Consider the following 13270-nt stretch of genomic DNA (forward strand, 5'->3'; position numbering starts at 1 on the left):
GATTACGCGGGCAACGTTTGACATGTAAAACATCTCAATATGACTGGCGCAGGGTGAAGACAATCATATTGATGGGAGGATATATCAATTGATAAACCGCAGGATGCTGACCGGGACTGCTGCTGCCCTGACTGTCGTTATTGACTGCCTATTCCCGCACACGCGCGGAACAAGGGCTGTTGGTGTACATGACGTCGGGTATCGTTCTGGCGCTCTGGCACAATATTTCTGAAGGCGTGAAATCCGTGGCCGGAGCCGAAGGGTGCGAGGCGAGGTTGGCGGTGCCTTCCCCGGCATCGTTAACCCGGTGCTACTCATAATGTATCTGCGCACGCTAACCCACGCGACGGCAGGCAGTCTGCGCGTCAAAATCCCCATGCAGGGCGAAACCTCAGCTGAACTTTACAACGCGGCGCGCAATGACCTTCCGGAAGTGCGGAGTCGTCGGTCTCCTTCGTCTTGGCAGCTTTGCCATTGCGCGCCTCCTTATTTCGAAAGATTGACATGCATCTACTCATCATAGGGGCCGCCGGAATGATCGGCCGTAAACTGGTCGAAAAGGTCGCCTCCACCAGCATGATTGGGGGCCAACCCGTCACAACGCTGACCCTGGCCGACGTGATCGAACCCGACGTCGCTGCGGGTTTCGATGGCTTGCGTCAGGTTGTCGCCACCGACCTGTCGGAACCCGGAGCCGCCGAACGTCTGATCGCAGGGCGTCCGGATGTTGTCGTGCATCTGGCCGCCATCGTTTCGGGTGAAGCCGAAGTCGATCTGGAAAAGGGTTACCGCGTCAACCTGGACGGCACCCGCGCGTTACTCGACGCGATCCGGTTGGCCGATAATTACGCACCCCGCTTCGTTTATGCATCGTCGCTGGCGGTATTTGGCGCGCCGTTTCCCGACCGGATCCCGGACGATTTCCACCTGACCCCGCTCACGTCCTACGGCGTGCAAAAAGCAATGGGCGAACTGATGCTCGACGACTATTCCCGCCGCGGCATCCTTGATGGTGTAGGGATCCGATTTCCCACCATTTGCATCCGTCCTGGCAAGCCAAACCGAGCTGCATCGTCATTCTTTTCCGGGATTCTACGCGAACCGCTAAACGGGATGGACGCTGTGCTGCCGGTGGGTGAAGACGTGCGCCACTGGTTTGCCAGCCCGCGCGCCGCCGTGGGGTTCATTGAACATGCTGCGACGATGGACACCGCCATTCTGGGCGCGCACCGCAGCATGACCATGCCAGGCGTGTCGGCTACCGTTGCCGACCAGATCGCAGCCTTGCGCGAAGTCGCGGGCGCCGCTGCCGTCGCTCGCATCCGCCGCGAACCGGATCCCGCTGTGGCCCGCATCGTCGCGGGCTGGCCGCGCGACTTCGACACCGCCCGGGCCCGCGATGCCGGGTTCCAAGCAGAAACATCCTTTCGCCGGATCATCGAGATCTATCTGGAGGACGAAATGAGCGGCAAGGTACCAGACACCTCCGCATCATGACCGAGGGGCTCGCGACACCATCGCGGTCCGCACAATATTGCAACCAAGGGAGAGAACTGAAATGAAACATCTAGTGACAGGACTTGTCGCCGCCCTAGCCATCACGGTAGGCGCGGCAAACGCGCAGCAATCCATCGTGGTAGGCCATTCGCTTTCACCGCAATCCCACTACGGATTGGGCGCACAGGCCTTCATCGACAAGCTGACCGAACTGTCGGGTGGTGAATTCACCGGCGAACAGGCACCCGCCGGACAGCTTGGCGGCGAACGCGACATGATTGAGGGGCTGCAGATCGGCTCACTCGACGTGGTCATTACCTCGACTGGGCCGCTGGGCAACTTTGTCCCGGAGGTGTACGTGCTCGACTTGCCGTTCCTGTTCCGCGACTATGATCATGCACGCAAGGTGCTGGATGGCGAGATCGGCCAGGAATTGCTCCAAAAGATTGGTGCGAACAATCTCGTCGGCCTGGCCTGGACCGAGAATGGCTTCCGCCACGTGACCAATTCGCAGCGCGCCGTAAAGACCCCGGAGGATCTGGCAGGGCTTAAGCTGCGCACGATGGAAAACCGCGTTCACATGACCGCGTTCAGCGATATGGGTGCTGCACCCACGCCGATGGCCTTTCCTGAATTGTTCACAGCCCTGCAACAGGGCGTCGTCGACGGACAGGAGAATCCGATTACTGTGATTTCAGCCTCGAAATTCTGGGAAGTGCAGAAATACGTCTCACTCACCGGGCATGTCTATTCGCCTGCAGTGATCCTGGCATCGCCAGTCGTATTCGACGCGCTCACCGATGAGCAGAAGGGATGGTTCATGGAGGCCGCAAAGGCCAGCGCCGCCGCGACCCGCACCGAGGTAAACAGGCTTGAGGATGCGGGCGTCGCCCTGTTGCGTGAGAACGGCATGGAGGTCACGACGGACATCGACAAAGCCCCCTTCGCCGAGCTTGCCGAGGAGTCCTATTCGATCTACACCGACGAATATGGCACCGACATGGTGGACCGGATCAAGGCCGTCAAGTAGCTGACAAAGCACAGACCGGCGCACCTTGCGCCGGTCTTTTCCGACCAATCGAAGGAACTTCCGGCATGACGCGCATCTTCCTGCGGATCGAGGACTTCACCACCGGCCTAGCCCTGCGCGGTGCCATCGCGTTCCTGGTGATTGCCGCCAGCCTTGCACTGTTCCAGGTGATCACGCGCTTTGTATTCGACGCACCCTCCACCTGGTCCGAGGTAATTACCCGATCGGCAATGATATGGTCGGTGTTCCTGGGCGTTGCTGTTGCATTCCGTCACGGCGCGATGATCTCGGTCGATGTGATCATGAACAGCCTACCCCGCCGCCTGGGCCTGGCGCTATTCATGGTGGCCAACGCCGCCTCGCTGGTGTTCTTCGCAATCCTGTTCTGGCAGGGCTGGCTGATGACAGGTCGGGTGATCAACCAGAAGCTGGCCGCGCTGGAAATCTCCATCGCCTGGGTCTATGCCGCGCTGCCAGTCGGGTCGATTTTCATCATGATCGCCGTCACCGCCGCGGCGATCCGCGGCGCTAATGGCGGCTGGCTCGCCCCTCTCGACGCTGCGCTGGAGGAGCAAGCGTGAATACCGCTCTCGGCCTGTCGCTGGCAATCCTGTTTTTGCTGGGCGTGCCGATCGCTGTGTCCATCGGCCTGGCTTCTGTCATCGGGATTGAGACGCAGGGACGTCTGCCGCTTCTGCTGGTGGCGCAACGCATGTTCACCGGCATTGACAGCTTTCCGCTGATGGCGATCCCGCTGTTCATCCTTGCGGGTAACCTGATGTCGGCGGGCGGCATTTCTCAACGTCTTGTCGCACTGGCAAAGTCGATCGTCGGCGGCATTCAGGGCGGGCTGGCCTGTACCTGCGTGCTGACATGCATGTTATTCGCGGCGGTCTCGGGGTCGAGCGTGGCTACCACCTTCGCCATCGGCGCAATCCTGATCCCGGCGATGGTGGCGCATGGCTATCCCAAACCTTTTGCCGCCTCGATCCAGGCGTCGTCGGCCGAGCTGGGCGTCCTTATCCCGCCATCGATCCCACTGATCCTTTACGGGGTTTCGACCGATACTTCGGTGGGCAAGCTTTTCATCGCCGGGCTTGGCCCGGGGTTGTTGGTGGCGGGATCGCTAATGGCGCTTGTGCTGGTGATCTGCCGGGTGCGCGGCATCGGCCAGCGTGACGGCGAAGGTCGCGAAAGCGTCGGCCGCGCGTTGCTTGCCTCCTTGCCCGCACTGCTCGTGCCTATCGTCATTCTCGGCGGTATCTATTCCGGCATCTTCACCCCAACGGAAGCCAGCGCAGTGGCCGTCGCCGCCGCACTCATCGTCGGCGTGGGCCTTTACCGTGAGCTGAAGATTCGCGATCTGCCCGCGATCCTGACCAAGACAGTGATCGCCACATCGGCGATCATGATCATCATCGCAGCCGCCGCCCTGTTTTCGTTTCTGATCACCCGTTCTGGCCTACCCAACGATATCGCCAGATGGTTCCAGAACGTGTTCGAAAACCGCATCGCCTTTTTGCTGGTCGTAAACCTGTTGCTGTTGGTCGTCGGGATGTTCATTGAGACATCGGCCGCGATCCTGATTCTGGCGCCGATCCTGACGCCCATCGCCATCGCTTACGGTGTGGACCCGGTGCATTTCGGTCTGATTGTCGTCGTCAACCTGGCACTGGGGATGATCACTCCGCCGCTGGGGGTGAACCTGTTTGCTGCCTGTCAGGTTGCCGACCTGCCAGTCGAGAAGATCATTCCCCAGCTTTTCTGGTTCGTTCTGACCGTCTTTGCCGCGCTAATGGTCATTACCTATGTGCCCGCCATCACGCTCTGGCCGGTTGAACTGGTTTTCGGAGATTAAAACATGATCGTTCATTTCGCGGGGCTGGGCTCCATGGGACTGGGCATGGCCTGCACATTGGCGCGGGCCGGTCACACGGTACATGGCACCGATCTTTCGCCTGGTCGGGTGGATGCATTGCGCGCGGCGGGAGGCCATGCGCTTACGGCGGCATCGGACCACGCCGACGCCCTGGTATGCGTCGTGCTGAACGCTGATCAGACCCGTTCTGTGTTGTTCGGCGACGACGGGCTAGCCAGGCGGCTGAGGCCGGGCGGGGTGATCCTCTCTTGCGCCACCGTCACCCCCGCTTTTGCGATTGAGATGGAGGCGCAAGCCGCCAACGCGGAACTTCTGTACCTCGACGCACCGATCTCGGGCGGCGCGGCCAAGGCAGCTGACGGAAAGCTGTCAATCATGGCGTCGGGCACGGCGGCGGCGTTTGACGCGGCCCAGCCGCTGCTGGATGTCATGGCCGAAACCGTGCACAGGCTCGGGGAGCGCGCCGGCCCAGGCTCGGCGATGAAAGCAGTGAACCAGCTCCTGGCCGGAACCCACATCGCCGCCATGGCCGAAGCGCTGGCCTTCGCTGCCTCGCAAAACCTGGATCTCGCGCGCACGGTCGAGGTAATCTCCGCTTCGGCAGGCACCTCATGGATGTTCGAAAATCGTGCCCCCCATGTGATCGAGGCCGACTATGCCCCTCGCTCCAGCATCGATATCTGGCCCAAGGATCTGGGCATCGTTCAGGGCATCGCCGAAGACGCTGGCCTGCTGCTTCCGGTCGCGACAGCGGCGTTGGCCCAGTTTCGTGCGGCCTCCGCCGCTGGTTTGGGGAAAGAGGACGATGCCGCACTGACCAAGCACATAGCCAAGCAGAGCGGCATCGCGCTGCCGGAGAAAAAATAATGCTTCTGGGCTGCATTGGCGACGATTTCACCGGCTCGTCCGACCTCGGCAACACCCTGACACGGCAGGGCATGCGCAGCGTTCAGTATGTCGGCGTGCCCGACCAGCCCGCTGACGCGCACGTCGAGGCAGGCATCATCGCGCTCAAATCCCGGTCGGCCCCTGCGGACGAAGCGGTACGCCTCTCGCTGGAGGCCCTCGAATGGTTGCGCGCCCAGGGGTGCCGGCAGTTCCTGTTCAAATACTGCTCCACCTTCGATTCCACGCCCGAAGGCAACATAGGTCCCGTGGCTGAGGCCCTGGCCGATGCCCTGGGAGCAACCCGGGTGTTGGTCTGTCCCGCTTTCCCGGCAACGGGGCGGTCGGTTTACCAAGGCCATCTTTTCGTAAACGATCGCCTGCTCAGCGAAAGCGGGATGGAGAACCATCCCCTCACCCCGATGACCGATCCGGACCTTCGCCGCTGGCTTGCCCAGCAGATCAGCGGCACCGTAGGGCATGTGCCGGCAATCGTGGTTGCCCAGGGGCCAGAGGCGGTCCGCACCTGTCTCGACGCGCAGGATGCTAAGGGCCACCGTCTGATCGTGGCCGACGCCATCAACGACACTGATCTGGTTACCCTCGGCCAGGCCGCCATGAACCTGCCGCTGCTGACCGGCGGATCGGGCATCGCGCTGGGTCTGCCAGGAGTGTTCCGTGCGGCAGGCCTGTTGTCAGATACTGCCGGGAACTGGACCGGACAGAGCGGCCCGGCGGCGATCCTTTCGGGGTCTTGCTCGAACGCAACACGGGCGCAGGTGGCGCGCCACGCACGATCCAACCCCACCCGCGAAATCGACGCCGACGCGGTAATGGCTGGCGAAATTGACGCCGAAGTCCTCGCAGAATGGGCGCTGACGCAGGACGGACTGCCGCTGATCTATACCTCGGCAGATCCAGACACCGTGCGCGATGCCCAGCTACGGTATGGGCGCGACACGGTGGCCGGTGCGATCGAAACGCTGTTTGCTGCTACTGCACGGGCGCTCGTGGCAAAAGGCGTCACGCGACTGATCACGGCGGGGGGCGAAACCTCAGGCGCGGTGATCGAGGGGCTGTCGCTCACCCAGCTGGAAATTGGGCCCGAGGTCGACCCGGGCGTGCCGGTCATGCGCGCAAACGCCAACCTGGTACTGGCGCTGAAGTCTGGCAATTTTGGCGCACCGAATTTCTTCGCCAAAGCCGCCCAGGTCATGGCCGCGCCATGACAGATTCCAAGCTGCGCGAGGATATCTGCTTCTGGGCCGCATCGCTCTTTCAACGCGGCCTGACGGGGGGGGCGTCTGGAAATATTTCGGCACGCACCGAGGATGGCGGGCTTCTGGTCACACCCACGGGCGTCAGTATGGGGCGGCTCGACCCGGCCCGCCTGTCGCGGTTTGACGTGGCGGGCAACCACATCGATGGTGATCTGCCTACCAAGGAAATGCCGCTGCATTCGGCGTTCTACGAAAACCGCACCGGGGCCGGGGCCGTGGTGCACCTGCACTCCACCCATTCCGTCGCACTGTCCATGCTGCCCGAAACAGATCCCAACGACGCCATTCCCCCCCTCACCGCCTACGCGGTCATGCGGGTGGGCCGCGTTGCGCTGCTGCCGTTTTTCGTGCCGGGAGATCCGGCAATGGGCGATGCGGTGCGCGGACTGGCGGGGAGGCGGTCTGCGGTGTTGCTGGCCAACCACGGACCTGTGGTGGCGGCCAAAGATCTTGAGGCTGCCGTCTTCGCCATGGAAGAACTGGAAGAGACAGCGCGCCTTGCGTTACTGCTTCGCGGCACCGGCGCGCGCGCGCTGAACACCAACCAGATTGACACCGTCGTGCGTAAATTCAACGTGGAGTGGGACTGATGCGGTATTCGGCCAACCTGGGTTTTCTGTTTACCGAGCTGTCGTTGCCCGACGCGGTTCGTGCAGCCAAGGATGCAGGATTCGACGCGGTGGAATGCCACTTTCCCTATGACACACCCGTCGCTGATCTGCGCGCTGCGCTGGACGAAACCGGGTTGCCGATGCTGGCGCTCAACACTTGGCCCGGCGACCGGGCGGCCGGCGAGTTTGGTCTGTGCGCACTGCCCGACCGGCGCAACGACGCTCGGGCCGAAATCACCCGCGCGGTTGACTACGCCGCCGCCGCGGGCATCAATTCAGTTCATGTCATGGCCGGACGGACCGATGGCGGTGCACAGGCCGAAGCCTGTTTCGTCGACAACCTCCGGTTTGCCTGCGACGCCGCGACGGCGAAGAACCTCGGTATACTGATCGAGCCGATCAATACCCGTGACGTGCCCGGCTATCACCTGTCGGGCACCGATCATGCCGAACGGATCCTCGACGCGGTGAATCACGACTCCCTGCGCATCATGTTTGACTGCTACCACATGCAGATCATGCAGGGGGACCTGGCGCAATCCATCGAACGCTTGCTGCCGAAGATCGGCCATATCCAGATCGCCGCCATTCCCGGTCGGGGCGAACCCGATGCCGGAGAAATTGCCTATCCCTGGCTGATGACCCGTCTCGCCCAATCAGGGTACGATGGCCACATCGGCGCCGAATACAAACCCCGCGCCGATGGAGATACGCAAGCAGGCCTGGGTTGGCTGGCCGCATTCCGCGCAGCGTTGGCAACCGGCACGCAAAGTTGACCCCTTATCGGCATGCTAATCTGCCTCTCCATATGATGATACGTTTTATCGCTACCGAAATGCCCTTGAAGACGGCCGCGTTGGGACTCCGAGCGCACACGCCGCAACCCCAATCTCGTCAATCGTCTCGGTGGAGCCGTTGAACGGGCATTCTGCGGATTGGCCGACTTCCCAGCCTATGGTCAGGCACGGACATCCAACGAGCCTAACAAGCAGGAAGTGTACGTTTCTCGGTCCGGTGTGCGTTCGATATGGCTACAGCACGATCTGGCCAACTTCAAACTCCGGCTCAAGGCGCTCGAAACCAAAGTCGCTATCGACGACGCTATTCTCACAGAAGCCCTGGTTCACAGGCGCTTGAAAAGAAGAAACACGACGATGAAGGATGCGGCGAGGTCGAAACGGCCCATCCGGGCTATCTGGGTTCGCAGGACACGTTCTACGAAGAAGACGAGTTCCGGGGCTGCGCAACCGAACCAACAGGGGTACCGAATTCTGTGGCAGGCCGGACAAATACGAGTACCAGTTGTTCCTCGCCATCTATGATAATGACCATATGAAAACCAAAGTGAAGTCACCACAGACTAACGGCATTTGCGAGCGATTCCACAGGACGATCCAGCAGGGGCACTATCAGATCAGTTTCCGCAAAAATCCATTCGAAACCATCCAACAGTTCCAAGCTGATCTGAATGAGTGGCTGCACCACAACAACACAGAGCGCACCCATAAAGGCAAAATGTGTTGCTGAAGAACGCCTTTTGAGACCATGACCGAAGGCAAAGAAAGTTGAAAACAAAGTCAGACCCGATCGCTCATCGCCACAGAACAGATGAATTTTAGATCGAATGTAAATCTATATATAAAAAATGTAACACTAGGGGGTGTTGATGTTCACGATTCCCAAATCACCTGACTTCTGATTCAAGGTTGCAAACGGAGGAGAGCAACCTTAACCCGAAGAGTCCTATCCAATTCGCAAGGGGCGATCATCGAACCTTACTGCCTGGATAAAACCACCGACCCCGGACAAACCGGACGTGACCCACGGCTTTTCGTGGAGGCAGTCCTCTGGATCGTCCGCACGGGCGCGCAATGGCGCGAATTGCCGGGTGAGTTTGGCAAATGGAATTCTGTATTCAAGCGGTTCCGCAGATGGGTCAAAGCGGATGCTTTCTATCGTATGTTCAAGGTATTAGCCTCAGACACCGACCTGGAATACGCGATGATCGACGGTACGATCGTCAAGGTCCATCGTTCAGGACAAGGCGCAAAAGGGGGACTCTTTGCCAGGCCATTGGACGCTCTCGGGGGGGCATAACGTCGAAGATACTGGCTCTGACGGATGCGCTCGGTAATCTCGTCGATTTCTGTCTGATGCCAGGGCAAGCTCATGATCTGCGCGAGACCGATGCGTTGATCAGCGGCTTGTCCGCCGGATATTTGCTGGCGGACAGGGCCTTTGACGCGGATTGGCTGCGCAATGGCCTGCTGGATCGCGGCATAACCCCGGTCATACCGCCAAAATCCAACCGGAGGTTCCCGGCAGAGTTCGACAAGGAAACCTACAAATGGCGGCATTTGATCGAAAACTACTTTGGCAAACTGAAGGAAAACAGAGGGATAGCAATGCGCTCTTGCAAAACCGACCAGAGTTTCAAAGCCTTCATCTCAATTGCCGCAACGCTCATTCACACACGGTAAACGTCGACAGCCCCTAACCTGCATCACCTTCACCAGTGGTGTTTGCATTGGCTTTTCGCAGCCATTTTAGTACTGAATCCTGCTTGTTCTGCATGTGTCGGACCAGAACCTGGCTCAATTTTTTGCCATCGCGGGCTTCGAGTGACTGTATAATCTGTTCATGTTCGTTCACTGCAGCGGCCCAGCGTTCTTCTGACAAATTCGCAGCGTAGCGGGCCCTCTGCATGCGCGCAGACAGCGCCTGGCATGCATTTGTCAGGCTCGGATTTTTTGCGGCCAGGAGAATGGCGCGATGAATCTCCTGGTTGGTCTTGAAATAATCCGCCAGCATTCTCTTTCGGTAACTTTCCATCATCCCGTCGTGAAGCTGGCGGATATGACTGATCTCCGCATCTGTGATGTTGGCGCAAGCGAGTTCTCCGGACAGCGCCTCGAGAACACCCAGAATTGGAAATACTTCCTCCACTTCGTCGACAGTCACCACTGTGACCCAGGCACCGCGATTGGGTTCCAGTCGGACAAGGCCTTCGGCGGCCAGTACCTTGAGGGCTTCGCGCATCGGCGTGCGTGATACTCCAAACCGTTCACACAGGCTCTTTTCAGGTACCTTGTCCCCGGGCTCCAAATGCCTTTCGACGATAAGCGGACGGATGCGCTCCACCAGTTCGAGATGGAGTGACCTTCGTTCAATCATATTGGTATCGGTCATTGCACTCATTTGGTCTCAGGCATCCTGTTTTACGGACATGTCCAGAAGGCGGGCGACATGCAATGGCTTGCGGTCCGTGTTGTCACTGATCTGATGCCTGCAAGACGTGCCATCGGCAACGATGATGGCACCGGACTCTGCAGCCCGTACTGCTGGTAGCAGATCGAGTTCGCCCATTTGCAGGGAAATTTCATGGGTGTCTAGGCCATATCCAAACGCACCCGCCATGCCGCAGCAACTGGTCTCAACCTTTTCCACCGTTGAATCCGGAAGCATCGCCAAGACCTGCTCTATGCTGGACATCACGTTCATTGCCTTCTGGTGGCAATGGCCGTGCAGGATTATTTTCGCAGCTGGTGATTTCAATTGCAGGCGAAAATCCGGATTTTCAGATTGAGCGGCGATAAACTCTTCGAACATGAAGGCATGTTTTGCAATCAATGCCGTTTGCTTGCCGGGCAAGAGTGCGGGGATCTCGTCGCGCAGGGTCAACAAGCAGCTCGGCTCAAGGCCGATGATTGGCAGGCCTTTTTCAGCATAGGGAAGCAATGCCTCGACCAGTCGTTGTGCTTCTTCCTTCGCCTTGTCGACCAGTCCGACGGACAGGAAGGTCCGGCCACAGCAAAGCGGTCTGCCACCGTCGGCAGCCTTGACAACATCAAGCGATACGCCGCCGGCCTGCAGCACGCGGATTGCTGCGCGCAAGTTCTCAGGTTCGAAATAGCGGTTGAAGCTATCGACAAACAACACCGCCTGCGGCGCTGCGCTGTCTTTTAACTCGCTGTCCTTGAAGGGAGTTGCGCTCCATTGTGGAAGCGCGCGCTTTGCCGTAAATCCCGTGAGTGATTCAGTCAGTCTTGCCAGACCCGGGATCCGGTCACGCAAGTTCATCAGGAACGGGATCCTTGAAGCCCAGATCGCATAGCGCGGCATGAAGCCGACCAGCCGGTCGTGAAGGTTGAGACCGTTTTTCCTGGCACGCGCAGACAGTACCTCGATCTTCATGCGGGCCATGTCGACCCCCGTTGGGCATTCACTTTTGCATCCCTTGCAGGACACGCAAAGCTTCATGGTTTCGGCCATTTCATCAGAGGCGAATGCATCGGCGCCAAGTTGGCCCGAGATTGCCAGCCGCAATGTGTTGGCCCGGCCTCGGGTCAGGTCCTTTTCCTTGCGGGTGACACGGAAGGACGGGCACATCACGCCGCCTTTGAGCTTGCGGCAGGCGCCATTGTTGTTGCACATCTCGACGGCGCCCTGAAAGCCGCCACCACTGCCGGTCCACTCGGACCAGTCAAGCTCGGTGTGCATGTCGGGAACGGCGTAATCCGGTCCATAACGAAACAGCCGCCGATCATCCATCTTTGGCGGGGAGACAACCTTTCCCGGATTGAACAGGCCTGTGGGATCAAACCGCTTTTTGACTTCACCGAAATTTGCCACCATCCGCGACCCGAACATTTTCTCGTGGAATTCGGACCGCACGAGACCGTCGCCGTGTTCACCTGAATGTGAGCCCTTGTATTGCGCAACGAGATCAAAGCATTCCTCGGCAACCGCGCGCATCGTCCTGACGTCCTTGTCCAGTCTCAAGTTCAGAACCGGCCGGACATGCAGGCAACCGACCGACGCATGGGCATACCAGGTGCCCTTGGTGCCATATTTCTCAAAAATTCCAGTCAGTCCTGCCGTATACTCAGCCAGATCCGGCAGCTCCACGGCACAATCCTCGACGAAGGAGACCGGTTTTCCGTCGGTTTTCATCGACATCATGATGTTGAGACCGGATTTGCGGAGCTCGGCAATCTGGTTTTGCAGAACCGGATCGGTCACCGAAGTAACCCCGCCCCAGCGGTCGCCTGTTCCCGACCAGGAGAAACCGAGATCTCCCATCATCTCTTCCAGCTGACGCAACTTGACCACGTTGTTGGAGACATCTTCCTCGATGAATTCGACCAGCAAAAGCGCTTCGGGATTGCCGGTGACAAAGTTCTCTATGGTGCGCCGGAACATCGGAATGTCGCGCGCCAGCGCAATCATTGTCGAATCCACCAGTTCCACGCCCTGGGGCAGCAGGGTGACCAGGTGCTGCGCCGCATCCATCGCCTGATAGAAGGTTGGGAAGTGGCAGACGCCAATTGCCTTGCCCGCGATCAGCGGGGACAGCTTCAGTTCGATCGCTGTCGAATAGGCAAGTGTTCCTTCCGAGCCGACCAGCAGGTGGGCAAGATTGTTGGGGGCGGCCCTGGGCACAAGGGCATCGATATTATAGCCACCCACCCGGCGCATGACCTTTGGAAAGCGGGCATCGATCTCCGTTGCTTCTCGCGCCCCCAGGGCCAGAAGGTCAGCTGACAGCGCGGCGTAGGCCCCCGACTGTTGGGTGTTGTCTGGTCCGAAATGGTGCTTGCTGCCGTCAGCCATGATGGCCTCAATCGACAGCACGTTGTCGCGCATCATGCCGTAACGAATGGATTTTCCGCCGCACGAATTGTTGGCGGTCATGCCGCCGATCGTTGCGCGGGATGCGGTGGAAACATCGACGGGAAACCAAAGGCCATGCGGTTTGAGAGCCCGGTTCAACTCATCCAGCACTATGCCGGGACGGACCACACACCGCTTGTTTTCGACATCGAGCTCCAGGATTTCATTGAAATGCTGCGTGTTATCCAGAACCAAAGCTTCATTGACGGTCTGACCGCATTGGGAGGTTCCGCCACCTATGGCGAGGATGGGCACGCCTTGCTCACGTGCAACACCAATGGCGGCGCTGATGTCGTCTTCAGATTTGGGGCACAAAATCCCTATCGGCATCATCTGGTAGAAGGAGGCATCGGTTGCATAACGACCGCGGGAAAACCGGTCGAACATGATTTCGCCTTGTACGCGCTTGGAAAGG

11 protein-coding genes and 1 pseudogene are annotated in these 13270 nt (G+C 59.4%); 10 read left to right on the top strand and 2 right to left on the bottom strand.

From position 1 onward, the window contains the following. Nucleotides 1-504 precede the first annotated feature (504 nt). From denD to ACK6D9_RS22105, 10 genes and pseudogenes are all read left to right on the top strand, one after another. Nucleotides 505-1497, top strand: a complete 993-nt coding sequence (denD, locus tag ACK6D9_RS22060; RefSeq protein WP_412051879.1) for a D-erythronate dehydrogenase — start codon at nucleotides 505-507, stop codon at nucleotides 1495-1497. Between the two features lie 61 nt (nucleotides 1498-1558). Then, complete coding sequence (locus ACK6D9_RS22065; RefSeq protein ID WP_322990156.1) at nucleotides 1559-2527, top strand: TRAP transporter substrate-binding protein; 969 nt, start codon at nucleotides 1559-1561, stop codon at nucleotides 2525-2527. A 65-nt stretch (nucleotides 2528-2592) separates the two neighbouring features. Beyond that, on the top strand, nucleotides 2593-3108 hold the full coding sequence (locus tag ACK6D9_RS22070; protein ID WP_322990155.1) for a TRAP transporter small permease: 516 nt from the start codon (nucleotides 2593-2595) through the stop codon (nucleotides 3106-3108). Beyond that, entirely contained in the window at nucleotides 3105-4385 is a 1281-nt protein-coding gene (locus ACK6D9_RS22075; protein ID WP_322990154.1) for a TRAP transporter large permease, read from the top strand. The genes ACK6D9_RS22070 and ACK6D9_RS22075 overlap by 4 nt, the downstream gene beginning before the upstream one ends. Before the next feature lie 3 nt (nucleotides 4386-4388). Then, nucleotides 4389-5273 (top strand): L-threonate dehydrogenase, encoded by an 885-nt coding sequence (ltnD, locus tag ACK6D9_RS22080; RefSeq protein WP_412050131.1) that lies wholly within the window; start codon nucleotides 4389-4391, stop codon nucleotides 5271-5273. Next, the gene (gene otnK / locus ACK6D9_RS22085; protein ID WP_412050132.1) at nucleotides 5273-6520 is read left to right on the top strand and encodes a 3-oxo-tetronate kinase; all 1248 of its coding nucleotides are present in this window, start codon (nucleotides 5273-5275) and stop codon (nucleotides 6518-6520) included. The genes ltnD and otnK overlap by 1 nt, the downstream gene beginning before the upstream one ends. Then, a complete protein-coding gene (gene otnC, locus ACK6D9_RS22090; protein WP_412050133.1) occupies nucleotides 6517-7161 on the top strand; it encodes a 3-oxo-tetronate 4-phosphate decarboxylase in 645 nt (214 codons plus the stop codon). The genes otnK and otnC overlap by 4 nt, the downstream gene beginning before the upstream one ends. Next, nucleotides 7161-7958, top strand: coding sequence for a hydroxypyruvate isomerase family protein (locus ACK6D9_RS22095; RefSeq protein ID WP_412050134.1), 798 nt, complete (start codon nucleotides 7161-7163; stop codon nucleotides 7956-7958). Before otnC ends, ACK6D9_RS22095 begins: the two co-directional genes overlap by 1 nt. A 37-nt stretch (nucleotides 7959-7995) precedes the next feature. After that, nucleotides 7996-8706: pseudogene (locus tag ACK6D9_RS22100) on the top strand (integrase core domain-containing protein); the annotation flags it as partial. A gap of 174 nt (nucleotides 8707-8880) precedes the next feature. Beyond that, nucleotides 8881-9662 (top strand): IS5 family transposase gene (locus ACK6D9_RS22105; protein WP_412051880.1). Its coding sequence is split into 2 segments (ribosomal slippage): nucleotides 8881-9244 and nucleotides 9244-9662, totalling 783 coding nucleotides; the frame shifts between segments, so codons are not numbered across the junction. 13 nt (nucleotides 9663-9675) lie between these two features. Here ACK6D9_RS22105 and ACK6D9_RS22110 read toward each other — a convergent pair. Continuing rightward, on the bottom strand, nucleotides 9676-10371 hold the full coding sequence (locus ACK6D9_RS22110) for a GntR family transcriptional regulator (RefSeq protein ID WP_412050135.1): 696 nt from the start codon (nucleotides 10369-10371) through the stop codon (nucleotides 9676-9678). Between the two features lie 15 nt (nucleotides 10372-10386). After that, on the bottom strand, nucleotides 10387-13242 hold the full coding sequence (locus ACK6D9_RS22115; protein WP_412051881.1) for an FAD-binding and (Fe-S)-binding domain-containing protein: 2856 nt from the start codon (nucleotides 13240-13242) through the stop codon (nucleotides 10387-10389). Nucleotides 13243-13270: the final 28 nt, after the last annotated feature.

The organism is Hoeflea sp. Naph1, from assembly GCF_046837775.1.
Taxonomy (GTDB): Bacteria; Pseudomonadota; Alphaproteobacteria; order Rhizobiales; family Rhizobiaceae; genus Hoeflea.

Excerpts from the sequence above, each read along its gene's own strand:
- ACK6D9_RS22095 (WP_412050134.1), top strand. The coding sequence starts at position 7,161 with ATGCGGTATTCGGCCAACCTGGGTTTTCTGTTTACCGAGCTGTCGTTG.
- ACK6D9_RS22115 (WP_412051881.1), bottom strand. The coding sequence starts at position 13,242 with ATGTTCGACCGGTTTTCCCGCGGTCGTTATGCAACCGATGCCTCCTTC.
- ACK6D9_RS22110 (WP_412050135.1), bottom strand. The coding sequence starts at position 10,371 with ATGACCGATACCAATATGATTGAACGAAGGTCACTCCATCTCGAACTG.
- ACK6D9_RS22065 (WP_322990156.1), top strand. The coding sequence starts at position 1,559 with ATGAAACATCTAGTGACAGGACTTGTCGCCGCCCTAGCCATCACGGTA.
- otnC (WP_412050133.1), top strand. The coding sequence starts at position 6,517 with ATGACAGATTCCAAGCTGCGCGAGGATATCTGCTTCTGGGCCGCATCG.
- ACK6D9_RS22070 (WP_322990155.1), top strand. The coding sequence starts at position 2,593 with ATGACGCGCATCTTCCTGCGGATCGAGGACTTCACCACCGGCCTAGCC.
- ltnD (WP_412050131.1), top strand. The coding sequence starts at position 4,389 with ATGATCGTTCATTTCGCGGGGCTGGGCTCCATGGGACTGGGCATGGCC.
- denD (WP_412051879.1), top strand. The coding sequence starts at position 505 with ATGCATCTACTCATCATAGGGGCCGCCGGAATGATCGGCCGTAAACTG.
- otnK (WP_412050132.1), top strand. The coding sequence starts at position 5,273 with ATGCTTCTGGGCTGCATTGGCGACGATTTCACCGGCTCGTCCGACCTC.